Annotated in this window: 20 protein-coding genes; 9 read left to right on the top strand and 11 right to left on the bottom strand. The window is 71.7% G+C overall.

Annotated features, from left to right (window positions below; all coding sequences use genetic code 11):
• Positions 1-78: 78 nt before the first annotated feature.
• The 5 genes from ACLQ22_RS23340 to ACLQ22_RS23320 form a co-directional block, all read right to left on the bottom strand.
• On the bottom strand, positions 79-840 hold the full coding sequence (locus ACLQ22_RS23340) for an ABC transporter permease (RefSeq protein WP_425694192.1): 762 nt from the start codon (positions 838-840) through the stop codon (positions 79-81).
• Positions 837-1,658, bottom strand: a complete 822-nt coding sequence (locus ACLQ22_RS23335; RefSeq protein ID WP_425694191.1) for an ABC transporter ATP-binding protein — start codon at positions 1,656-1,658, stop codon at positions 837-839. The genes ACLQ22_RS23340 and ACLQ22_RS23335 overlap by 4 nt, the downstream gene beginning before the upstream one ends.
• 166 nt (positions 1,659-1,824) lie before the next feature.
• Positions 1,825-2,664, bottom strand: a complete 840-nt coding sequence (locus tag ACLQ22_RS23330; protein ID WP_425694190.1) for a DUF4097 family beta strand repeat-containing protein — start codon at positions 2,662-2,664, stop codon at positions 1,825-1,827.
• Positions 2,665-2,739: 75 nt separating this feature from the next.
• On the bottom strand, positions 2,740-3,273 hold the full coding sequence (locus ACLQ22_RS23325) for a ribbon-helix-helix domain-containing protein (protein WP_425694189.1): 534 nt from the start codon (positions 3,271-3,273) through the stop codon (positions 2,740-2,742).
• A 150-nt stretch (positions 3,274-3,423) separates the two neighbouring features.
• Positions 3,424-5,556, bottom strand: coding sequence for a transglycosylase domain-containing protein (locus ACLQ22_RS23320; RefSeq protein ID WP_425694188.1), 2,133 nt, complete (start codon positions 5,554-5,556; stop codon positions 3,424-3,426).
• A 121-nt stretch (positions 5,557-5,677) separates the two neighbouring features.
• Between ACLQ22_RS23320 and cobC the strand changes: the two genes are divergently transcribed.
• From cobC to cobA, 3 genes are read left to right on the top strand one after another with little or no spacing between them, the layout of a single operon-like run.
• Positions 5,678-6,772: an Rv2231c family pyridoxal phosphate-dependent protein CobC gene (cobC, locus tag ACLQ22_RS23315; protein ID WP_425694187.1), complete on the top strand. Its 1,095-nt coding sequence runs from the start codon at positions 5,678-5,680 to the stop codon at positions 6,770-6,772.
• A complete protein-coding gene (cobT, locus tag ACLQ22_RS23310) occupies positions 6,772-7,866 on the top strand; it encodes a nicotinate-nucleotide--dimethylbenzimidazole phosphoribosyltransferase (RefSeq protein ID WP_425694278.1) in 1,095 nt (364 codons plus the stop codon). The genes cobC and cobT overlap by 1 nt, the downstream gene beginning before the upstream one ends.
• A 37-nt stretch (positions 7,867-7,903) precedes the next feature.
• A complete protein-coding gene (gene cobA / locus ACLQ22_RS23305; protein ID WP_425694186.1) occupies positions 7,904-9,175 on the top strand; it encodes a uroporphyrinogen-III C-methyltransferase in 1,272 nt (423 codons plus the stop codon).
• Positions 9,176-9,236: 61 nt separating this feature from the next.
• Here the strand turns inward: cobA and otsB are convergent, their stop codons facing one another.
• Together otsB and ACLQ22_RS23295 are read right to left on the bottom strand one after the other, a co-directional pair.
• Positions 9,237-11,798, bottom strand: coding sequence for a trehalose-phosphatase (gene otsB, locus ACLQ22_RS23300; protein WP_425694277.1), 2,562 nt, complete (start codon positions 11,796-11,798; stop codon positions 9,237-9,239).
• Positions 11,799-11,836: 38 nt separating this feature from the next.
• A complete protein-coding gene (locus tag ACLQ22_RS23295) occupies positions 11,837-13,237 on the bottom strand; it encodes an alpha,alpha-trehalose-phosphate synthase (UDP-forming) (protein WP_425694185.1) in 1,401 nt (466 codons plus the stop codon).
• 331 nt (positions 13,238-13,568) lie between these two features.
• Here ACLQ22_RS23295 and ettA point away from each other — a divergent pair, with 331 nt between their 5' ends.
• The 4 genes from ettA to ACLQ22_RS23275 all read left to right on the top strand — a co-directional run bounded on the left by ettA (position 13,569) and on the right by ACLQ22_RS23275 (position 17,152).
• The gene (gene ettA, locus ACLQ22_RS23290) at positions 13,569-15,245 is read left to right on the top strand and encodes an energy-dependent translational throttle protein EttA (RefSeq protein ID WP_121399423.1); all 1,677 of its coding nucleotides are present in this window, start codon (positions 13,569-13,571) and stop codon (positions 15,243-15,245) included.
• Between the two features lies 1 nt (position 15,246).
• Positions 15,247-15,693, top strand: a complete 447-nt coding sequence (locus tag ACLQ22_RS23285) for an acyl-CoA thioesterase (RefSeq protein WP_366644192.1) — start codon at positions 15,247-15,249, stop codon at positions 15,691-15,693.
• A 17-nt stretch (positions 15,694-15,710) separates the two neighbouring features.
• The gene (locus tag ACLQ22_RS23280) at positions 15,711-16,415 is read left to right on the top strand and encodes a hypothetical protein (RefSeq protein WP_425694276.1); all 705 of its coding nucleotides are present in this window, start codon (positions 15,711-15,713) and stop codon (positions 16,413-16,415) included.
• A 149-nt stretch (positions 16,416-16,564) separates the two neighbouring features.
• Complete coding sequence (locus ACLQ22_RS23275; RefSeq protein ID WP_366644191.1) at positions 16,565-17,152, top strand: YbjN domain-containing protein; 588 nt, start codon at positions 16,565-16,567, stop codon at positions 17,150-17,152.
• Positions 17,153-17,241: 89 nt separating this feature from the next.
• Here the strand turns inward: ACLQ22_RS23275 and ACLQ22_RS23270 are convergent, their stop codons facing one another.
• The 3 genes from ACLQ22_RS23270 to ACLQ22_RS23260 form a co-directional block, all read right to left on the bottom strand.
• Positions 17,242-17,631, bottom strand: a complete 390-nt coding sequence (locus ACLQ22_RS23270) for a globin (RefSeq protein ID WP_192581484.1) — start codon at positions 17,629-17,631, stop codon at positions 17,242-17,244.
• A 97-nt stretch (positions 17,632-17,728) separates the two neighbouring features.
• Positions 17,729-19,141 carry an MFS transporter gene (locus ACLQ22_RS23265; protein WP_425694184.1) on the bottom strand — a complete coding sequence of 471 codons (1,413 nt, stop codon included), beginning with the start codon at positions 19,139-19,141 and terminating at the stop codon, positions 17,729-17,731.
• Between the two features lie 228 nt (positions 19,142-19,369).
• Positions 19,370-20,422, bottom strand: a complete 1,053-nt coding sequence (locus ACLQ22_RS23260; protein WP_370040361.1) for a mechanosensitive ion channel family protein — start codon at positions 20,420-20,422, stop codon at positions 19,370-19,372.
• Positions 20,423-20,884: 462 nt separating this feature from the next.
• Between ACLQ22_RS23260 and ACLQ22_RS23255 the strand changes: the two genes are divergently transcribed.
• Both ACLQ22_RS23255 and ACLQ22_RS23250 read left to right on the top strand, forming a co-directional pair.
• Positions 20,885-21,577, top strand: coding sequence for a hypothetical protein (locus ACLQ22_RS23255; RefSeq protein WP_425694183.1), 693 nt, complete (start codon positions 20,885-20,887; stop codon positions 21,575-21,577).
• 17 nt (positions 21,578-21,594) lie between these two features.
• A complete protein-coding gene (locus ACLQ22_RS23250) occupies positions 21,595-22,236 on the top strand; it encodes a hypothetical protein (RefSeq protein ID WP_425694182.1) in 642 nt (213 codons plus the stop codon).
• 500 nt (positions 22,237-22,736) lie between these two features.
• On the opposite strand, the gene ACLQ22_RS23245 is transcribed toward ACLQ22_RS23250, so the two are convergent.
• Positions 22,737-23,072, bottom strand: a complete 336-nt coding sequence (locus ACLQ22_RS23245) for a DUF402 domain-containing protein (protein ID WP_425694181.1) — start codon at positions 23,070-23,072, stop codon at positions 22,737-22,739.
• Positions 23,073-23,413 lie beyond the last annotated feature (341 nt).

Genomic DNA, 23,413 nt, shown 5'->3' with positions numbered 1-23,413 from the left:
CGGCCGCCGGGGCGACTCCGGTGTCCACGCAGGTCATCGAGGCCGCCCTGGTACCACTACCGTTCGGCGTCGCTCCAACTAGGCGATCCTGCGGCGGTAGGTGACGATGGCGAAGGCGTACGCGACGACGAGGATGCCGACGCACCAGGCGAGGGCGATCCAGATGTCGGTGCCGACGGGCTGCTGTGAGTACATGTCACGGATGGCGTTGACGATGGACGTCACCGGCTGGTGTTCGGCGAAGGCGCGCACCGGGCCGGGCATGGTGTCGGTGGGTACGAATGCCGAGCTGAGGAACGGCAGGAAGATGAGCGGGTAGGAGAACGCGCTCGCGCCGTCGACGGTCTTCGCGGTGAGGCCGGCGATGACGGCGAGCCAGGTCAGGGCGAGGGTGAACAGGGTCAGAATGCCGGCGACGGCGAGCCAGGCGAGGATTCCGGCCCCGGAGCGGAAGCCCATGAGCAGGGCGACGAGCGTGACGACCATGAGTGAGATCAGGTTGGCGACCAGTGAGGTCAGCACGTGTGCCCACAGCACGGACGACCGTGCGATCGGCATGGACTGGAATCGTTCGAAGATGCCGCTCTTCATGTCCTGGAAGAGCCGGAACGCGGTGTAGGCGATGCCCGACGCGACGGTGATGAGCAGGATGCCGGGTAGCAGGTAGTTCACGTACGAGTCGGACCCCGTGTCGATCGCGCCGCCGAACACGTAGACGAACAGCAGCAGCATGGCGACCGGTGTGATCGCGGTGGTGATGATGGTGTCGACGCTGCGGGTGATGTGGCGTAGGGATCGGCCCAGCAGGACGGCGGTGTCGCCGAAGAAGTGCGTGGTCATCGTTGTTCCTCGCTCGTCGGTGCCGATGCTGCGGTCAGTGCGGGCTCGCCGGCCTTGCCGGCGGCGCCGACGAGCGTGAGGAAGACGTCTTCGAGGGTCGGTTGTTTCTCGACGTACTCGACCGTGGCGGACGGGAGCAGCTGCTTGAGTTCGGTGAGAGTGCCGTTCACGATGATGCGGCCCTCGTGCAGGATCGCGATGCGGTCGGCGAGGTGCTCGGCCTCGTCCAGGTACTGGGTCGTGAGCAGCACGGTCGTGCCCTGCGAGGCGAGCTGCCTGACGGCCTGCCACACCTCGATGCGCGCCTGAGGGTCGAGGCCGGTGGTCGGTTCGTCGAGGAAGATGACCGGCGGGTTCCCGATGAGGCTCATCGCGATGTCGAGGCGCCGGCGCATGCCGCCGGAGTATGTCGCCGCCTTCCGGGTGGCGGCGTCGGTCAGTGAGAACCGCTCGAGCAGCTCGTCCGCGATGGTGCCCGGGTTCCTGAGGTGCCGTAACCGGGCGACCAGGACGAGGTTCTCCCGCCCGGTGAGGATCTCGTCGACGGCCGCGAACTGCCCGGTGAGGCTGATCGACTCGCGTACCCTCGCCGCCTGGGTGGCGACGTCGAAGGCGTTGACGCTGGCCGCCCCCGCGTCCGCCTTGAGGAGCGTGGCGAGGATCTTCACGACCGTGGTCTTGCCGGCCCCGTTGGAGCCGAGCAGGGCGAAGATGCTGCCCCGCGCCACGTCGAAGTCCACGCCCCGCAGCACGTGCAGCTTCTGGTAAGACTTTTCCAGGCCCCGCACGCGGATCGCCGGGACTTGCTGTGTCGTCATCAGACGGCCCTCTCTTCGTTTCCGGTGTCTTCCCCGACGACTTCGCGGATCGTGGTTCCGTTCGCCGCGGCCTGGCCGCCGGGCGACGTCCCCGGCCCTCCTGCGGCGATCGGTGGTCGGGATCGGGTGATGGTCATGGATCGCTTCACCTCGGGCGCCGGAAGTGTCAGGAACGGTGGACGGTGATGTCGCCCCAGGAGGTGCGGGCGCGCACCTCGACGGTCTCGTCGGTCTCCTCGGGGCGGGTGGTGTTCTCCATCAGGTTGCGCACGTGACCGAAGCCGGTGTTCACGTCCAGCCAGGCGGCGGTGCCGTTGGCGATGCCGATGTCCAGGTCGCCCGCGGCTGTCCCGAGTACGACGGAGCCACGGAGCACCTCGCCGAGGCGGATGCCGCCGTTGGACGTCTTCGCGTCGACGCCGGCACCGGCGTGCCCGATGTCGATGGCACCGTTGGCGTTGCGCACCCGCACGTCGCCGGTGACGGCGTCGATCGCGGTGTCGCCGTTGGAGTTCTTGACCTCCGCGGCGCCTTTGATCTCGCCGACCTGGATCTTGCCGGAGCCGGTGGAGATCTCGGCGCTGCCCGTGATCTCGTCGGCGGTGACGTGACCGGCCCCCGTGTGCAGGCGCAGCGGGCCGGTGCGTTCGAGCCAGATGTTGCCGGTGGTCTTGAGTCGGCACTCCCCGAGCCGGCCGGCGCAGCGGAAGTCCCCCATCAGCAGGTGGGCGGAGAGCTGGGAACCGCTGGGCAGCGCGATGGACACATCGACCGACCTGCTCTTCTTGGAGAAGTCGAAGGCGCGCCTCGGACCGGTGACCTGGAGTGTGCCGTTGGCGTAGTCGATGCGGATCTCCGCAGCGGCTCTCACGTCGGACTCGTCGGACTCGTCGCTGGGGCGGACCTCGACGACGGTGTCGGCGCGGTCGCTCGCGGTGATCCGCACCTCGCCGACGCCGAGTTCGAGCGTGACGGAGATTGGTTCGGGCGTTTCGTAACTGGGCATGGTCGTCCCCGCATCATGGGTGGGTGAGTCGTCCCGCAGGTCGGGGACGTGGGGTGAGGAGAGGGTGCGGTGCGGCTAGCGCACCCAGCCGGTGAAGCCCTGCTTGGCCCGTTTCCCGCCGCCGCGTGGCTCGGGACGCTGGTCACGCTCGGAGCGCTGCAAGCCGGCGGCGGCCGCCCGGGCGAGCCAGGCGTTGACCGAGCGCCCCTCCTTGGCCGCGGCCTGTTCGATCGCGGCCTTGAGCTGCTCGGGCAGGCGCACGTTGATCCGGGCGGCGGGGCCGTCCTCGGCGACCAGCAGGTCGCTCTCCGGCCCGCCGTGGGCGGTCACCGCGGCGTCTTCGGAAGCGAGCTCGGGCTGTTCGGCGGGGGGCGAGGTCACGACGAAGTTCGGATCGCGACCGCGCAGGCGCAGTTCCACCGAACCCGGAGCCAGGTCCCGGGTGATCTCGTCGGCGGCGGCCGACAACACCTCCAGCAACGTCATCCGGATCGCCGACTCGAGCGACCCGGCCAGGCGCTCGGCCAACGCACGCGCCTCGTCGCCGCCGGCTTCGGCAAGCGTGCCGAACTCGCGTCCGAGGTTGCTCACATACGGGGTCAGGTCCATGGTGCCATCTTGGCACACTCATGTGCCATGGACAAGCCATCTTGGCTCATGCATGTGCCGGACATCCCCGCGAACGTGCCAGACGCCCCCGGCAAGCCCGTGCCGGACGTCCCTGCGGACCCGTGCCCTTCCGCCGGTCTGGCGCGCGGTTCAGCCGACTATGCGGTCCGAGGGTGGGGTGAACTGGCGGGTGGGCTGGCCCTTGAGGCCGTCGCGCAGGGTCTGCGCCACCGCCTTGATCGGGATCTGCGACTGGCCGTCGCCGACCGCGTTGAACGGGTTGTCCGGGTCGGAGATGAAGCTCGCCGCCGCCAGCTCCGGGGTGTAGCCGACGAACCAGGCCGACCGGGTGCTGTCGGTGGTGCCCGTCTTGCCCGCCACTGGGCGGCCGACGGTGCCCCGCACGCTGTCCGCGGTCGACCAGCCGCCGCAGCTCCCGCGGGCCGGGGTGTCGCCGGTCGGGCAGCGGGCGGCGTCGGTGGCGGCGCGGGCGGCGTCGGCGTCCACCACCTGCCGGCAGCGCGGCTTGGCGACCTCGCGTTCGATCCCGGAGGCCGTCTTCCAGGTGGTCGGCGTGCCGTCCCGGTTGTAGATCGCCTGCACCGGGATCGCCTCGCAGTAGCGGCCGTCCGCGGCGATCGCGGCGTACGCGTTGGCCATCTCCAGCGGCGTGGCGTCGGAGACGCCGAGGGTGAACGCGCCCCACTGTTTCGCCTTGGCCGGGGACGCGTGTTCCCGGTCGACGTCGGTGCGCCAGCGCAGCCCGAGCTGCTCGGCCAGGCGGACCGCCTTGTCCGCGCCGACCTGCTCCTCCAGCCACACGAAGTACGTGTTCACCGACTTGCCGAAGCCGGACCACATGGTCTGGTTGCCGCTCATCGCGCCGCTGGCGTTGGAGGGCGACCAGCCGTCGTAGACCTCGGAGCGGTACCGGTGCGGCGCGTTGAACGAGGTGGACAGCGGCATGCCCGCGTTGAGCGCGGCCAGCATCGGGAACATCTTGAACGTCGAGCCGGCCTGGTAGCCGGGTAGGTCGCCGCCGCCGAGCAGGGGCGCCACGGTGTTCGGGTAGTTCGCCTTGATGTTCGGCCCGGCCTCGGGGTTGGAGCTCTGCCCGTTCTCGCTCAGGTCCAGCGAGTACGTCCGGTTCACCGCCATCGCCTTGACCCGCCCGGTGCCGGGCTCGGAGACCACGATGCCGTTGGCGAACGGGCTGCCGGTGTTCTCCTTGGTGCCGACGTTCCTCTCCGCCGCCTCCTGGATCTTCGGGTCCAGGCTGAGCACGATCCGGTAGCCGCCCCGGCGCAGCTTGTCCATGCGCTCCAGCCGGTTCTCCCCGAACGCGGGCTGCGCGCTCCACCAGTTCTTCATGTAGTCGCAGGCGAAGCCCCAGCTGTTCCACTTTTCCGGCACGGAGGCGCAGTCGTTCGGCGGGTAGGTCAGCTTCAGCCGGATCGGCTCGGTCTTCGCCTGCGTGACGGCGTCGGGCGAGAGGTAGCCGAGCTGGGCCATCCGGTCCAGCACGTAGTTGCGCCGGCCGGTGGCGTCCTTCTGGTCCGAGCTGGCCGGGTCGTACTCGGACGGGGACTTGACCAGGCCGGCGAGGGTGGCCGCCTCGACGGCGCTGAGGTCCTTGGGGGCCTTGGAGAAGAAGATCTCGCTGGCCGCGTAGATGCCGTACGCGCGGTGCCCGAAGTACGCGGAGTTGAGGTAGCGCTCCAGGATCTGGTCCTTGTCGAGTTCCTTCTCCAGGTCCATCGCCATCCGCATCTCCCGGACCTTGCGCAGGCTGGTCTGCTGGGTGGCCTCCTGCACCTCCTTCGGCGTCTTCGCGCTGTCCCGCAGCGCCATGCGCACGTACTGCATGGTGAGCGTGGAGGCGCCCTGGGAGACGCCGCTGGAGCGGGCGTTGGCCACGAAGGCGCGGGCGACGCCCTTCGGGTCGACGCCCCGGTGCTGGTAGAAGCGGTTGTCCTCGGCGGCGACGATCGCCTGCTGCATGTTCGGGGAGATGTCGGCCAGCTTCGTGTACTGCCGGTACTCCTCGTAGAACATCGTCAGCACCGTCTTACCGTCCGGCGCGTAGACGTACGACGTCTCGGCCGGCAACGCGGTGGCGAGGATCTTGGTCTTGTGTTCCATGGCGTGCGCCGTGACCTTGGCGCCGAGGCCGGTGGCGGCGGCCACCGGGTACGCCACGGCGGCGACCACGATCCCGGCGATCAGTCCGGCGCGGAGGAGGGGGACGAGACGACCAGCGGCAGCAAGGGGTCGATTGCTCACCTGCTCAAGTTATGACATTTCCGATTCGTACCTGAGAAATATTCATAAACGCCCGTGTGGTGATGCGGCCCACGCCGGGATCCGCTGTCCCGCGCGGCACCTTCCCGGCAGGATCGCGGACATGCATGGTCAGCCGACCGAGACCCACCCCGAACCGGGGCCCACCGGAGGCGAACCCGACCTCGCCCACCACGGCGACGCCGAGGTGGGGCCGGGGCTCGTCGACCTCGCCGTCAACGTGCGGCGCGACGCGATGCCGGACTGGCTCGCCGACCCGATCACCGCCGCGCTCGGCGACCTCGCCGCTTACCCCGACCCGGGGCCGGCGCGCGCGGCCGTCGCGGCCCGGCACGGCCGCCCGCCGGCCGAGGTGTTGCTGACCGCCGGCGCGGCCGAGGGCTTCGTGCTGATCGCCCGGGCGCTGACCGGCGTACGCCGACCGGTGGTGGTGCATCCGCAGTTCACCGAGCCCGAGGCGGCGTTGCGTGCCGCCGGGCACCAGGTGGAGCGGGTGCTGCTCGACGCGGCCGACGACTTCCGGCTCGACCCGGCCCGGGTGCCCGCCGACGCCGACCTCGTGATGATCGGCAACCCGACCAACCCGACGTCGGTGCTGCACCCCGCCGGCGACCTGGCCGCCCTGGCCCGGCCCGGCCGGGTGCTGGTGGTCGACGAGGCGTTCGCCGACACCACCGTCGCCCCCGGCGTGGCCGGCGAACCGGAGTCGCTGGCCGCCCGGCGGGACCTGCCCGGCCTGCTGGTGGTCCGCAGCCTCACCAAGACCTGGGGCCTGGCCGGCCTGCGGATCGGCTATCTGCTCGGCGAGGCCCCGCTGCTGGAGCGGCTGGCCGCCGCCCAGCCGCTCTGGGCCGTCTCCACCCCCGCCCTGGCCGCCGCGTCGGCCTGCGCCACGCCCGTCGCGGTCGAGGCCGAGCGCGCCATCGCCGCCCGGCTCGCCGCCGACCGCGAGCACCTGGTCGCCCGCCTGTCGGCCCTGCCCGGCGTACGCTTCGCCGGCCGCCCCGCCAGCGCGTTCGTGCTGGTGCACGTCCCCGACGCCGCCGACGTGCGGCTCGCCCTGCGGCGACGCGGCTGGGCGGTGCGCCGGGGCGACACCTTCCCCGGCCTCGGCCCGGACTGGCTGCGCGTCGCCGTGCGCGACCCGGCCACCACCGACGCGTTCACCGAGGTACTGGCGGAGATCCTGGAGGCATGATGCTGGAGACCACGATCGCGGCGATCCCGCCGCCGGACGAGTCGGCCATGGCCGCCGCCCGGGAGTTGCAGGGACGGCTGACCAAGCCCGCCGGCTCCCTCGGCGCCCTGGAGGACCTCTCCGTACGCCTCGCCGGCCTGGCCGGGCACTGCCCGCCGCCGCTGCCCGAGCCGGCCGCAGTCGCGATCTTCGCCGGCGACCACGGCGTGCACGCCCAGGGGGTGACGCCCTGGCCGCAGGAGGTCACCGCACAGATGATCGGCAACTTCCTGGCCGGCGGCGCGGTGGTCAACGCGTTCGCCCGGCAGGCCGGCGCCTCGGTCACCGTGGTCGACGTCGGCGTGGCCACCCCGCTCCCGGTCGCCGCGCCGGGCGGGGAGGCCGGGGGAGCCCCGCCGACCCGCGACGCGCCCCGGCTGGTCGCGGCGAACGTCCGCCCCGGCACCCGGGACCTGGCGGTGACCGCCGCGCTCACCCGCGACGAGGCGCGCGCGGCCGTCGAGACCGGCATCCGGGTGGCCGACGAGCTGATCGACGCGGGCGCGGGCATCCTGCTCACCGGGGACATGGGCATCGGCAACACCACGCCGGCCGCCGCCCTGATCGCCGCGTTCGCCGGCATCGACCCGGCGGAGACGACGGGCCGGGGCACCGGGGTCGACGACCCGACGTACGCCCGCAAGGTCGACGTCGTGCGGGCCGCGCTGCGTCGGCACGCCCCCGACCCGGCCGATCCGCTGGGCGTGCTGGCTGCCGTCGGCGGCCTGGAGCACGCCGCGCTGGCCGGGCTGATCCTGGGTGCCGCCGCCCGCCGGACGCCGGTGCTGCTGGACGGGGTGATCGCGGTCGCCGCGGCGCTCGCCGCGGCGGCCTTCGCGCCGGCCGCCGTGGCCGCCATGGTGGCCGGGCACCGCTCGGCCGAGCCGGGGGCCACGGTCGCGCTGCGCCGGCTGGGCCTGGAGCCGCTGATCGACCTCGGGCTGCGCCTGGGCGAGGGCACCGGCGCGCTGCTCGCGCTGCCGGTGGTCACCGGCGCGGTCCGGGTGCTGCACGAGGTCGCCACGTTCGACTCGGCGGGGGTGGCCGAAAAGTGAACGGGCCCACCATCGGCTCCGGCGGCGAGGCGGCGGCGTGAGCGGCAACCCGTACCCGCTCGGCCTGCGGCTCGCCGGCCGACGGGTGGTCGTGGTGGGCGGGGGAGCGGTGGCCACCCGGCGGGTGCCGGCCCTGCTCGACGCCGGGGCGCACGTCCTCCTCGTCGCGCCCGAGCTGACCCCGGCGCTGCGCGCGCACGCCGACGCCGGGCGGCTGCACTGGGCGCCGCGCCGGTTCGCCCCCGACGACCTGGACGGCGCGTGGCTGGTCCAGGTCGCCGTCGACGACCCGCTTGCCGCCGCGTCGGTCAGCGCCGCCGCCGCCGAGCGCCGCATCTTCTGCGTACGCGCCGACGACCGCGCCGCCGCCACCGCCTGGACGCCGGCGGTGACCCGGCACGGTCCGGTGACCGTGGCGGTGCTCGGCGGGGGCGACCCGCGCCGGGCGATGGCCGTCCGCGACGCGGTCCGGGCCCTGCTGGAGGTGCGGGAGGGCGCCCTGTCGGCGCCCGCCGTGCCGGAGGGGACCCGTCCCGGGCGGGTCGCGCTGGTCGGTGCGGGCCCGGGCGACCCGGAGCTGATCACCGTCAGGGGCTGGCGGCTGCTCACCGAGGCGGACGTGGTGGTCGCCGACCGGCTCGTCCCGGGGCTGCTCCTCGACGAGCTGCGCGCCGACGTCGAACTCGTGGACGCCTCCAAGATCCCGTACGGTCCGTCCCGCGCGCAGGAGGAGATCAACCGGATCCTGGTGGACCGGGCCCTGGCCGGGAAGTTCGTGGTCCGGCTCAAGGGCGGCGACCCGTACGTCTTCGGCCGGGGCGGCGAGGAGCTGCTGGCCTGCGCGGCGGCCGGTGTGCCGGTGACCGTGGTGCCCGGCGTGACCAGCTCGATCGCGGCTCCGGCCGCGGCGGGCATCCCGGTCACCCATCGGGGGGTGGCCCACGAGTTCACCGTGGTCTCCGGGCACGTCGCGCCCGACTCGCCGGCCTCCCTGGTCCGCTGGGACGCGCTGGCCGGGCTGCGCGGCACGCTGGTCGTGCTGATGGGGCTGAAGAACCTCGCGGCGATCACCGCGACGCTGCTCGCGCACGGCCGCCCGGCCGAGACGCCGGCCGCCGTCGTGCAGGAGGCGACCACCGGGGCGCAGCGGGTGCTGCGCTCCACGCTCGGCGCGGTGGCCGCCGACGTGCTCACCGCCGGGCTGCGCCCGCCCGCGGTGGTGGTGCTGGGGGACGTGGTCGACGCCCTCGGCGGGGCTGGTCCTGAGGGAATTCCGGGGGGCGGGTCGGGTTCGACCGGGCAGAGTTGACGGGATGAACGACGGCGGCCGGAGACTGGGGAGTCTCCGGCCGCCGTCGTCGCTGGTCAGGTCACTGCTTGAGCATGTTGTCCAGCAGCAGGGCGCAGCGGATCAGGCCCAGGTGGCTGTAGGCCTGCGGGTGGTTGCCCAGCCCGCGCTCGGCCAACGGGTCGTACTGCTCGGGCAGCAGGCCGGTCGGGCCGGCGGTGTCCACCATCTGCGAGAACAGCTCCTCGGCGTCGGTACGCCGCCCGGTGCGCAGGTACGCCTCGATGAGCCACGCCGTGCAGATATGGAAGCCGCCCTCGCGCCCGGGCAGGCCGTCGTCCCAGTGGTAGCGGTAGACGACCGGGCCGCTGCGCAGATCCGCCTCGATCCGCAGGACGGTGGAGAGGAAGCGCGGGTCGTCGCCGGGGAGCAGGCCGGAGAGCCCGATCCACAGCGACGAGGCGTCCATCTCCTCGTCCCCGTACGCCACGCTGTAGGCCTCGACGGTCTCGTGCCAGCCGTACTCCAGCACGTTGGCGCCGATGCGGTCGCGCAGCTCCACCCACTCCGGCCGGTCCTCGCCGCCGTGCTGGCGCATCACGTGCAGCGCCCGGTCGACGGTCATCCAGCACATCACCTTCGAGAAGATGTGGTGCCGCGGGGGGAGGCGGGCCTCCCAGATGCCGTGGTCGGGCTCGTGCCAGCGGCGGCGGACCGCCTCGACCATGTTGTCGAGCACCCGCCACTCGTCCTCGCGGACGGAGCCGCGCGCGTCGGCCACGGCCGCGATCAGGTCCGCGATCGGGCCGAAGACGTCGAGCTGGAGCTGGTGGTTGGCGAGGTTGCCGACCCGGACCGGCCGGGAGCCGGCGTAACCGGGCAGGGTGTCGATGACGGCCTCGGCGCCCAGCTCGTAGCCGTCCACCGTGTAGAGCGGGTGCAGCCGCTCCGGGTGCCCGCCGGTGCGCTCGATGCACCCGTCGACCCAGCGCAGCAGCGCCTCGGCCTCCTCGATCGAGCCCAGGTCGACCAGGGACCGCGCGGTCATCGCCGCGTCCCGCAGCCAGCAGTAGCGGTAGTCCCAGTTGCGGACCCCGCCCAGCTCCTCCGGCAGGGAGGTGGTCGCGGCGGCCAGGATCGAGCCGGTGGCCTCGTGGCAGAGCCCACGCAGGGTCAGCGCGCTGCGGACCACCAGGTCCCGGGCGGTGCTCGGCAGCCGCAGGGTGGCCACCCAGTCCTTCCAGGGCTGCTCGGCCAGGGCCTGCCGCTCGTGCACCGGCAGCCGGTGGTGCTCCAGGCTGTGCGTGCCGAAGCGCAGCTCCAGCACGACCTGCCCGCCGGCGGCGGAGAGGTCGACGACCGCCTTGGCCGTCTCGTAGCCGCCGTCGTTGGTGACCTGCCACTCGACCCCGGGCGAGTAGAGCGCGACCGGCTCGTTGGAGCCGAGCACCAGCAGGCCGTCGCCGATCGGCTGCAACTGCACCGCGACCTGGCCGAACTCGGGCCGGGGCGCGAACTCCAGCCGGGCCCGACCCGAGCCGGTGAGCACCCGGACCATGGTCGAGTCGCCGGTCACGACGGCCGGGCCGTCGGGCGTGGTCTCCCTGGCCGGCTTGTCCAGCCAGTCGGTGACGGTCAGGCCCGACCACCGGGTCTCGACGGTCATCGTGCCCGAGCGGTAGCGCTGGCCGAGCGGGATGCCCCCGCGTTCCGGCGCGACGCTGAAGTGCCCGGCCGGGCTGCCGCCGACCAGGTCGGCGAAGATCGCCGCCGAGTCCGGCTTGGGGTGGCAGAGCCAGGTGACCTTGGCCTCGGGCGTGAGCAGGGCCACGGTCCGCCCGTTGGCCAGCATCGAGTGTCGCTCGATGGGCACCGCCCGCTCGCCGAAGAGCCAGTGCCGACGGGTCTCCAGCAGCAGGCCGAGGGCGCGGGCGGCCTCGATCGGCTCGGCGACCCGGTAGCCGGCCTGGGTCTCGCCCGGGCCGATCTTGATGCCGACGTCCGGCCCGTGCAGGTTACCGAAGGCGTTCTCGTCGGTGACGTCGTCGCCGATGAAGAGCACCGCGCTGGCGGAGAGCTGGGTGCGCAGCTGGTCGACGGCCGTGCCCTTGTGGGTGGCGACCACCGACAGCTCGATGACCTCCTTGCCCTGGGTGACCGTGACGCCGTCCCAGGTCGCGGGGCCGCCGCGGACCGCCTCGATGGCGGCCGCCGCGACCTCGGGGGCCACCCCGCGGGTGTGCACCGCGACGCTCGCCGGCTTGCGCTCCAGCCGGATGCCCGGGTGGGCCGCGGCGATCTCGCGCAGGGCGTCGCGCAGCCGGGTGCGGACCGCGATCAGCTCGGGGGAGAGCCGCTCGACGAAGCCGATGTCGAACTCGGAGCCGTGGCTGCCGACCAGGTGGACCTCGCTGGGCAGCCGGGAGAGGGCGGCCAGGTCGCGCAGGGCCCGCCCGGAGACCACCGCCACGGTGGTCTGGGGCAGGGCGGCCAGCGCCCGGACGGCCGCCACCGACTCCGGCAGCGGCACGGCCTTGCTCGGGTCCTCCACGATCGGCGCCAGGGTGCCGTCGTAGTCGCAGGCGATCAGGAGCTGGGGCACCCGGGCGATGCGGCCGATGGCCGCGCGCAGTTCCGGGTCCATCGTGCCGGCCGCCGGGGTGATGATCTCGCTGGCGGCGTTCACGCGTCCTCCGTCTGAGGCACACCGAGCTCGGTGAGGAAGGACTTCGCCCAGTGCCCCACATCGTGGGCGCGTAGGTGGCGTTGCATTGTCCGCATTCTGCGGCGTGCCTCCGGCTTCTCGACGTGCACGGCCCTCAGCAAGGCGTCCTTGACCGCGTCAGGGTCGTGCGGGTTACACAGGAACGCCTGACGCAGCTCGGTGGCGGCGCCGGCGAACTCGCTGAGCACGAGTGCACCGCCCTGGTCGGCGCGCGATGCGACGTACTCCTTGGCTACCAGATTCATTCCGTCTCGCAGCGGGGTCACCATCATCACGTCGGCGGCGGCGTACATCGCGGCCAGTTCAGTGCGACTGTACGACTGATGCAGGTAATGCACCGCCGGCACGCCGACCCTGCCGAACTCGCCGTTGATGCGCCCGACCTCCCGCTCCACCTTCACGCGTAGTGCCTGGTAGTGCTCCACGCGCTCGCGGCTGGGCGTGGCGACCTGCACCATGACCGCGTCGGGAACTGTCAACTTTCCGTCAGACAGCAGTTCGCGGAAGGCCTTCAGCCGCAACTCGATGCCCTTGGTGTAGTCCAGCCGGTCGACGCCCAGGATGATCGTCTTCGGGTTGCCCAGCTCCTCGCGGATCTCCTTCGCCCGGGCCTGGATCGCCGGGTCGGCGGCCAGCCGCTCCATCTCCTTCGTGTCGATGGAGATCGGGAACGCGCCGGCCTTCACCTGGCGGCCGTCGACCTGGATCATCTGCCCCTCGTAGCGCAGCCCGAGCAGGTGCCGGGCCAGCCGGACGAAGTTCTGCGCGGCGAGGCGCTGCTGGAACCCGACCAGGTCGGCGCCGAGCAGGCCGCGCAGGATCTCGGTGCGGAACGGCATCTGCATGAACAGCTCGATCGGCGGGAACGGGATGTGCAGGAAGAAGCCGATCCGCAGGTCGGGCCGCAGCTCGCGGAGCATCGCCGGGACGAGCTGGAGCTGGTAGTCCTGCACCCAGACCGTCGCCCCCTCGGCCGCGACCTCCGCCGCGGCCTCCGCGAAGCGGGCGTTGACCAGGCGGTACGCCTCGCGCCAGCGGCGCTTGTAGGCCGGCGTCTCCACCGCGTCGTGGTAGAGCGGCCAGATCGTCGCGTTGGACTGGCCCTCGTAGTAGCGCTCCAGCTCCTCCGCGCTCAACGGCACCGGGTGTAGCCGGATGCCCTCCAGGTCGAAGGGCTCGGGGGCGGCGCCGGTGCCGCCGGCCCAGCCGACCCAGGTGCCCTGGTGCTCGGCGAGGACGGGGTGCAGGGCGGTCACCAGCCCTCCGGGGCTGCGACGCCACTGCCGTCCCTCGGGGGTGCTCACCTCGTCGACGGGTAGCCGGTTCGCCACTACGACAAAGGAGCTGCGGACGGTCACGTTCGGCCACCTCCGGGTGCTGACGGGTCAACCGCGAATGAGCGTACTGAGCGTAGCTGCGGCTTCTGGGGCCCCGTGCCGGACTCACCTACCCTTCCCACGATGGTCCAACCCCTGGCGTGATCTTGTCGATACCCCTGCTCGGAAGCAGGGGTGGCGCGACGCGTCCGGAGCGTCGGGGGCGGGGTGATGTGGGCGCGACGGCGCGTACCTGTCAGGATTGACGATGGCGTGCGTGCGGCCGGCCACCGGCCGGCGGCGGCGGGCGGAGGTCGCAGCCCGCGCCCGCGCCCGCCGACCCCAGTCGCAACCTACGGAGGTAGCCCGCACCGTGGCCCAGTACATCTACGTCCTGGAAAAGGCGCGCAAGGCGCACGGCGACAAGGTCGTGCTCGACAACGTGACGCTGAGCTTCCTCCCGGGGGCCAAGATCGGTGTGGTCGGCCCGAACGGCGCCGGTAAGTCCAGCCTCCTCAAGATCATGGCAGGCCTGGACCGGCCGAGCAACGGCGAGGCCCGGCTGATGCCCGGCTACACCGTCGGCCTGCTCGCCCAGGAGCCCCCGCTCAATGACGCCAAGACCGTGCTCGGCAACGTCGAGGAGGCGGTCGCCGAGACCAAGGCCAAGCTGGAGCGGTTCAACAAGATCGCCGAGCAGATGGCCACCGACTACTCCGACGAGCTGATGGAGGAGATGGGCAAGCTCCAGGAGGAGCTGGACCACGCCGACGCGTGGGACATCGACTCCAAGCTCGAACTGGCGATGGACGCGCTGCGCTGCCCGCCGCCGGACGCCGACGTCACCCAGCTCTCCGGGGGCGAGCGGCGCCGGGTCGCGCTGTGCAAGCTGCTGCTGGAGGCCCCCGACCTGCTGCTGCTCGACGAGCCCACCAACCACCTGGACGCGGAGAGCGTCTCCTGGCTGGAGCAGCACCTGGCCAAGTACGCGGGCACCGTCATGGCGATCACCCACGACCGGTACTTCCTGGACAACGTGGCCGGCTGGATCCTGGAGCTGGACCGCGGCCGGGCCGTCGGCTACGAGGGCAACTACTCCACCTACCTGGAGAAGAAGGCCGCCCGGCTGGCGGTCGAGGGCCGCCGCGACGCCAAGATGAAGAAGCGCCTCACCGAGGAGCTGGAGTGGGTCCGCTCCAACGCCAAGGCGCGGCAGACCAAGTCCAAGGCCCGCCTCGACCGCTACGAGGAGATGGCCACCGAGGCGGAGAAGACCCGCAAGCTGGACTTCGAGGAGATCCAGATCCCGCCGGGCCCGCGCCTGGGCAACACGGTCATCGAGGCGCACGGCCTGACCAAGGGCTTCGGCGACCGGGTGCTCATCGACAACCTGTCCTTCTCGCTGCCCCGCAACGGCATCGTCGGCATCATCGGCCCGAACGGCGTCGGCAAGACCACCCTGTTCAAGACCATCGTCGGGCTGGAGCAGCCGACGAGCGGCGACGTCCGGGTCGGCGAGACGGTCTCGCTGTCGTACGTCGACCAGAACCGGCAGGGCCTGGCCGGGGACAAGACGGTCTGGGAGGTCGTCTCCGACGGGCTCGACCACCTGATGGTCGGCAAGGTCGAGATGCCGTCGCGGGCGTACATCGCCGCGTTCGGGTTCAAGGGGCCGGACCAGCAGAAGCCGACCAAGGTGCTCTCCGGCGGCGAGCGCAACCGGCTCAACCTCGCGCTGACGCTGAAGATCGGCGGCAACGTGATCCTGCTCGACGAGCCGACCAACGACCTCGACGTGGAGACCCTCTCCAGCCTGGAGAACGCGCTGCTGGAGTTCCCCGGCTGCGCCGTGGTCATCTCCCACGACCGGATGTTCCTCGACCGGGTCGCCACGCACATCCTGGCCTGGGAGGGCGACGACGAGAACCCCGCGAAGTGGTTCTGGTTCGAGGGCAACTTCGAGGCGTACGAGAAGAACAAGGTCGACCGGCTCGGCGCGGAGGCGGCCCGCCCGCACCGGGTGACCTACCGCAAGCTGACCCGCGACTGACGTGGCGGACCGTTTTGTCTACCACTGCACCCTGCGGTGGTCCGACCTCGACGCGTACGGCCACATCAACAACTCGCGCTTCCTCACCCTCTACGAGGAGGCGCGGGTGGCGTTGATGTTCGCCGGCGGCCGGGCGTGGGGAGTGGGCTCGTTCGCCGACGGCGTCGTGATCAGTCGGCACGAGATCGACTACCTGCGCCCGGTCGAGTACGCCCTCGGCCGGGCCACCGCCGAGGCCGCCCCCACCGTGCGCATCGAGCTGTGGGTGGAGGAGATCCGGGGCGCGTCGTTCACCGTCGCCTACGAGCTCTTCGACGGCGACGTGCTCGCCAGCCGCGCCCGTTCGGTGCTGGTGCCGTTCGACCTGACCCGGCAGCGGCCCCGGCGGATCACCCCGGAGGAGCGGACGTTCCTGCTCACGTACGCGCCGCAGGGGCCGGTGGCGTGACGGCGGCCGACGGGCCGGTGGCCCCGGCGGGGGCCGGTGGCGGCGGGACGGTCGCCGGCGGGCACGGGATCGTCGACGCGGCCGACGCGGAGGCCTTCCTGGCCCGCCTCGTCCGGCTGGACGGCGGCGCGCCGGTCCGGCTCAGGTCGGCCGGCGCGACGGGCCGTACGGCCCTCTGGGGGCGTCTGCCGTGGGGCGTGCTGGTCGTGCGCACGGTGGCCGGCGAGGGCCCCGGCGACGCCACGGTCGCGGCCGGCGAGTTGCTGGCCGAGTTGGCGGCGGGCGGCGCGGCCCTGCCGACGCGGCGGGACGAGCGGTGGCGGTGGCCGCTGCCGCCCACGGCGAGCCGCCGCGTGGAGACGCTGCCGGGCGCGGAGCTGCGGCGGATCGCGGCGGCGGCGGCGGGAGCCCTGCGCGACGCCAGCACCCACGGCGTCGGCGGGCGTGCGGTCGGGCAGCGGGCGCTGCGGGACGCGCTGCTCGACCACGTGCCCGTGGTGGTCACCCCGGAGGACCCGCCCGGCGAGCCGGTCGAGGTGACCCAGCGGATGGTCCAGGGGTTGGTCCGGATGGGCTTCCTGGGGTCCGCCGAGGGGTCCACCGGGACGGTCGGCGGGGGCGACGTCCAGGTGCGCACGGTCGGCCGATGGGTCGGCCTGGTGGGACCGTACGGAGCGATCTGGTCGCAGAAGGCCACCGATCTTGCCGTGCGGCCCGTCTGAGTTCATCCGTTCGGATGACCCGCTGTCATTCTTCTGTCCTGGGGCTGCCGTTGGGGGGGTGCTTCAACCCGGCTGTCCGGGTACCGTCCATCCTCGGATCCAACGCACCGTAGGCGACTGGATCCGCTGGGGAGTGAGGTGCGCGAGCGATGCCGTGGTGGTCATGGCGCCCCGGTCCCGCCAACGGCGGCGGCGACTCGGAAAGGCGGAGCGGGATCACAGTGGAGAGCACCGTCCGGGTCGGACCACCGACCCCCCGTCAGCCGGCAGACGACTGCCCGCCGACGGAGCGAGCCGTGATCGCGGACATGTCCGCCACGGTCGAACCGGTAACCCTGCGCCGGGTCTGCGACGCACTCGACAGGCTCGACGTGCGCTACCTGGCCGACGGCGACGGCAACCTGCTGGCCATGTGGGAGCGGCACGCCGTGCTGGTCACACTGGAGGGTCCGGAGGACGAGATCCTGGTGATGCGGGCCCGTCCACACGCGACGGTGCCGCCGGACTGGGCCGACCGCGCCTACCGCGTGGTCAACGAGTGGAACCACACCCGCCGCTTCTGCAAGGCCTACATCGGTGACCCGACCGAGCGCGGCCAGTTGCCGATCTACGCGGAGTTGCAGGTGCCGTTCGGCGCCGGGGCACACGACGCGCTGCTGGTCGAGATGCTCGACTGCGGCGCGGCGGTCGCCACCAGCTTCGTGGACTGGCTGCACGACGAGGGCGCCCTGCTCTAGAGCCGCCGGACCCCCGCCGGGCGATCCGGTACCCGTCCGACGCCGTCGGGCCGCCTGGCATCCGCCGGGCCGCCCGACGGCCGGCCGGGTCAGGCCGGCCCGGCCGGGTCCTCCATCGCGTTGACCATGAAGTAGGCGGCCCGCTCCAGGTAGTCCCACAGCGCGGTGGCGATCTCCGGCGGCAGGTCGAGGCGGTCCACGGCGCGGCGCATGTGGAGCAGCCACGCGTCCCGCTCGGCGGCGCCGATCCGGTACGGCGCGTGGCGCATCCGCAGCCGCGGGTGCCCCCGTTGCGCCGAGTACGTGTTGGGGCCGCCCCAGTACTGCATGAGGAACAGGGTCAACCGGTCAGCGGCCGGGCCCAGATCCTCCTCGGGATACATGGGACGCAGCAGCGGGTCGTCGGCGACCCCGGCGTAGAACTCGTCCACCAGCTTGCGGAAAGTGGGCTCGCCGCCGACCGCTTCGAAGAGGGTCATCGACGCACCGGGACGGTCGGACTCACCTGCGGCATTCACCGTTCCATCCTGCCAGGTGCCGCGTCGGGCGACCGGGGGGTGCCGGCTGTGGGTCGGGTCACCGTGTGCCGCCGCTGTCCCGCCTCGCCGGGGTGACCGCCCAGCGGCCCGCCGGCCCGCTCTCCCCGGACCGCTCCTGCGCGCCCGCCGGCGTGGCGGGACCGGTGGCCCCGTCCGCCTGCCGGGGGGCCACCGCGCCCGCCTGCTGGGCCGCCTCGATGGCCGCGTCGATCGCCGACCGGCTCGGCCAGCGCAGGGCGGCGAGCGTCATCAGCAGCACCCCGACGGCGCTCCACACCCCGACCACGAGCGGGATGGAGTATCGCTCGGCCAGCAACCCGGTGACCAGGACGGCCAGGCCCTGGATGACCTGGACGCCGGTCGCCATCACGCCGAAGGCGCGGGCCCGGAAGCCGTCGGGCAGCGCCCGGACGAAGAGCCCGTTGGCCACCGGCAGCATGCCGGCGACGGCGAACCCGCAGGCGGCGGCGAGCAGCGCCACCACCAGGGGCGGCGGGTCGAACAGGGCGGGCACCAGGGCCAGCGGGGAGAGCACCGCCAACGGCCGCATCAGGCTCAGCCGGCGGTCCGGCCCGAACGCCCGGCTGACGATGAGGCCGCCGAGGATGAAGCCGACGGGGTTCGCCGCCATGATGATCGCCTGGGCGGCGCCGGCGTCCAGCTGGCCGGCGTGCTCGCTCGCCCAGGCGGCGGCGAGGCCCTCCGGCACCACGGAGAAGAGCATGGCGGCGAAGACCAGCACGGCGATGGCCCGCAGCACCGGCGTGCCGAACACGATCTGGAAGCCCTGCGCGGTCTCCCGCAGCAGGTGGCTGCGGTGCGCGGCGGTCATCGCCGTCGGTCGGTCGGCCACGCCGAAGCGGACCAGCGCGGCCGACAGGGCGAAGGTCGCCGCGTTCACCAGGAGCGCGGTGGTCGGGTTGAACGCGGCGATGGCCGCGCCCGCCAGGTAGCCGACGACCTGGGCGGCCTGGCCGACGCTGCTGATCATCGACAGCCCGACCACCAGGCGGTCCCCGGTGAGGATCAGGGGGATCAGCGCCGACTTGGCGGCCTGGCTCGGTGGATTGGCCAGCGTGGTGGCGAAGAGCAGGGCCAGGATCATCGGGACCGGCATGCCGGGGATGGCGATGCACACCATCAGCACCATCCGGACGAGGTCGCAGATCACCATGACCTGCCGGTAGCGGTGCCGTTCCGCGAGCGTGGCGAGCAGGGGGCCGCCGACCAGCCAGGGCAGGTAGCTCACCGCGAAGGCGGCGGCCGAGAGCGCGACCGACCGGGTCTCCTCGTAGACCAGCAGGGTGACCGCGGCCTTGGCGATGTAGTCGCCGATCCAGGAGAGCGCGCTCGCCGTGAAGACGGCGCCGTACTCGCGATTGGCGAACACCTCGCGGAAGGTTGCCGGCCCTTCCGGGGATGGTCGCTCGTCAGGCACCGTCGCCTCCATCGTTCCCCTGGCGGGCCACTCGTGATGGACGGCCCGGGAACCGTCGTCAGATCTACGGATCAGCGAGGACGTATCACGCTCCGGGGGAGCGCGTGCACCGGATTTTGCCCGATCGTCCGACGAGTGGCTAGGGCGAAGGGGTAGATCGTCGCATCTCCGACTGAACGAACGGACGATACCCGAGGGGCCACCCGGCTTGCGACCCCCGCCGCCCGGCGTTCGGGCGCCTCAGGTGGCGCCGCCCTGCCCGGTCTCGCCGGGGGTGCGCACCGGCATGCCGGGGTAGAACCGGGCGGCGGCGATCTTCGCGGTGATGCCGGAGTTCTCCAACGCCTCGGCGAGCCGCCGACGCAGCTCCCGGCCGACGGCGAACTGCCCGTCCGCGGTCGTCTTGACCACCGTACGGATGACCGCGCCGTCGACCGTCATCTGCTCGACGCCCAGCACCTCCGGGGCCTCGACGATCTCCGGCGCCAGGTCGGGGTCGATCGCCACCGAGGCGGCGGCGGTCCGCAGCACGGCCGTGGCCTCCTCCGTGCCGGCGAAGCCGATCGGCAGGTCGACCACCACCAGGGCCCAACCCTGGCTCTTGTTGCCCACCCGGACGATCTCGCCGTTGCGGATGTACCAGAGCACGCCCCGCCCGTCGCGGACGGTGGTGACCCGCAGCCCGACCGACTCCACCACGCCGGTCGCCTCGCCGAGGTCCACGGTGTCGCCGACGCCGTACTGGTCCTCGATCAGCATGAACAGGCCGGCGATCAGGTCCTTGACCAGGCTCTGCGCGCCGAAGCCGAGGGCGACGCCCGCGATGCCGGCGCTGGCCAGCAGCGGGGCCAGGTCGAAGCTGAACTCCTTGAGGATCATCAGCAGCGCGATGCCGAAGATGAACGCGGTGCTCAGGCTGCGCAGCACCGAACCGATCGCCTCGGCCCGCTGCCGGCGTCGCTCCGGGACGAACTCGCCCGGCTCGACGGAGGCGGTGGGGATCCGCTCGCGCAGCGGGCGCAGCATGGTCGGCACGCCCGCGTCGGTGGTGGTGCGCACCAGCCGGCGGATCGTGCGGTGCACCAGCCACCGGGCGGCGACCGCCAGCAGCAGGATCAGCGCGATCCGCAGCGGCTTGAGCAGGATCCAGTAGCTGCCCTCGGCGAACCACACCGAGCCGGTCATGTCGTAGACGCTCTTGCAGAGGGCGTCGTCCAGGCAGGTCGGCGACGGAGCCGGGTCCGGCGCCTCGACGGCGGGCAGGGCGGGCGGCGTCAGGCTGACAACGGTCACGCTGTCTTCGTACCCCACCAGGCGGGGCCGGATCCCGCCGACCCTCCGCGGCGTGACCCCGCCCGGCGTCCCTCGGGCCACAGCGCCGTGCCTCAGGCGCCACACCAATGAGCTTGAGTACCTCACTTTCGTGAGGCACCCACTTCGGTGCGCGCCACAACCCGCGCAGAAAATGCACAGGGTTAACGCCGCTGCAAAGATTCTCGCGGAGAACCTTGTCGGAGGCGGTCGCAGGTAGGCCGTGGGCTTACGGAGCCCTTCGCAACAACTGTGACAGAACCACTTTTACTTGACGCTTGACGTTGTATCGGATCTAGGACAATCGCCCGACGATTTGTCCGGTGTGGGCTTCGCCCGCAAGTCGGCTACTGTCTGCGACGTATTGACTACCCTCTTTCCGGGTCTTACCGTCAGAGCCCTGAAACCCGGCGACGGCACAACTGCGCAGCGAAGGGACGGCGTATGCCAGAGCTAGACACGGACGTGATGGTCAAGTTCATCGGCCCGTATTCGTCTTGGAGGCAATACCAACAGAAGACCAACTGGTGCTGGAACGCGACGACGGTCAGCGTGGCAAACTACTACGCCGCCGCAGAGCGTTTTACCCAGTGCCAGCTCGCCACCCCGGTGATGGACCAGATCTTTGCTGACTGGCACGCACAACACCCTGATCAGCCGACGTACGACTGTTGTGCGCCTGGCGGCGGCCCCTGGGATTGCAACCACGGCCACTGGCCGGACGAGGCGGCGCTGCGAGTGGCCGGGCACGACGTTCCGGTTCCCGCCGGTGAAAACCCTGACAATTTCTCCCGTGACACCAACACCATCACCTGGGGTGAGCTCAAAAGGTTCAACGCGTTGACGAAGGAACAGGTCAAGGCGGAGATAGACGCCGGGCGCCCGATCGTCATGAACATAGGCTGGCGCGGTGGGCTCAGCGGCCACATCGTCAACATCTGGGGGTACAGCTACCGCGCAGACAGCAACGAACTGGTACACGTATTCGTGCACGACCCCTGGGAGGACACGGGAGGGCAGCACGACGGCTTGGAAGACGCCCCCATCCTCTGGGTCGAATGGGATACCCTTTTCGGCGGGTATCCAGGCGGCGTGAACGGCACGTGGAACCGGACTTTCAAGACTCGGAGAAACTAGCCCAAGAGAGGTTCGCAATGCCGTTGAACATGCCTGAGCCGCCGGGTCGGATCCGGGATGAGACACGCTCCAAGCTCGGCCATGTCGCCAGGGCTGGCGGGGGCGGCCCGAAACTGCTGGGTGAGGTCGCCCCGGAAGACGTGGAGGTGTCCACGCCGCACCAGGTGTTCGTCCTGGCACCCGACGATATCGAGGCCGAGGGCGGTCTGGAGCGGGCGCAGCCGGTAGGGTGGCGCTTCCTGCTGGAGTCCGGCGGCAACGTGATCGCCGGCGCCGAAGTCTCCGAGACGCCGGAACGCACGTTCCCGCCGAGTTTCTACCGAAGCTCGTCGGTGGGAGCCACTGCCACCGCGATCAAAGCCGCGCGGGCCCTGCCACAGCTCGAAGCGGCCGGGTTCGACCTGCGACTCCTGCGGATTCCGGAGCTCTACCAGATGGCCCTGTGGCTGCACTCACCCCACACCGACCTGCTCATACCGCTAGCACCCTCCCCAATCGGAAACGAAGGCAAGATCACACCACCATCCGTGTTCTTCCGGGAACTCATCGCTGCGGCCCGTGAATACAGGGCCCGCCGAGTTCCCGGCCCCGGAGACGGCCCACGAACGCCACAGCCGCCGGCAGGTAGAAATAGGAACCCGGGACTACCGGGTCGCTAGCTGGAGCGTGTGTTCGGATTTCCTTCACCTGGTCAAGCGGCGGGCCGCTTGCGGCCCGCCGCCGCGTCAGCTCCGGGCCGCGCATGCGGCCTGGCGGCCGGTCACGTCCCGGCGCACGCGGCGCGGTATTGGAGAGGCATGGACACGGCTGCGAGCCGCCGGGCCGGCGGCGATCAACACCAGGAGCACGAGCAGTTCTGGCGCCAGCCGCGACCGGACGTGCGCGGCGGTGGACACGACGGGCGCGCCGGGGTGGAGCCGGCTGGACGGGGTGTCCGGCGCCGTCTGTGGCTCAGCTTTGAGGACCGCGAGGCGTGGTCACGGTTGCCGGCTCGCGGTGACTGCTCACCCTGGTTGGGATGCCGCCGTGGTCCTCCTTCGGTGGCTGCGCTTGTCCGAGGGTGAGGTTGCCGAGGTGTTGACCGGTGGGCACGAGGGGCGGCCGGTTGGCCGTCGACGAGACGTCCGCTCATGTCGATGAGCGTGCGGCATCCGAGTCCTCACGGCTGTTGAGAGAGCAGTTGACATCCGCGCTCCTGCCAGGGCTCGTCCCGGCGTCGGAGTGCCCTGGCGCGATCTTCGGCCGTGGAATGTGCGAGCTTGGCGTCATCCGTGCTCATCCAGCCGTTGCGGCACGCCTGTTCGTACTCGTCCCAGTCCTCGATCTCGACACGCGAATCCCGCTCGTGGAGCACTGGGTCCAGTTCGAGATCGACATACTGCCAGCCTGCTTCGGAACCCTCCGACGGGAGGCACACGTCGATCTCAAGCCGTCGATCAGCAGGATCGCCGACCCGCCACGCCACCCACGGACGGCCCGCCGCGAGCAACACCACGACGGGTACCGGAAGAGTGCCACTGTCATGCGGAGCCCCCATGGTGAACCGGCCGGGCCCCGCAGCCACGTCCCGTCACGGTCCTGAAGGACCTGCTGGAGATCAAACCAAAAGACGCCTCCGGGGCGTTTGATCTTGCACAGACGTACGCTTCCGCTGCTCTGAACCACGCCCACAGGAGCACCGTAGGGGCAGACGGAGTGCGACCGCGACCGGCGGGGCTAGCGGATCTTGACATCAGCGTCTCGAGGGGCCTGCCTCTTCACGTCAGGCACTTCAGTGATCTTAAGTTGGCTTGATCAATTTTATCAACTTCAATGCATAAGCAAGATCATTGGGCA

Source organism: Micromonospora sp. DT178 (assembly GCF_049841695.1).
Classification (GTDB): Bacteria; Actinomycetota; Actinomycetes; order Mycobacteriales; family Micromonosporaceae; genus Micromonospora.
The sequence above is the reverse complement of the archived record's forward strand: the minus strand, read 5'-3'. Positions and strand labels throughout refer to the sequence as shown.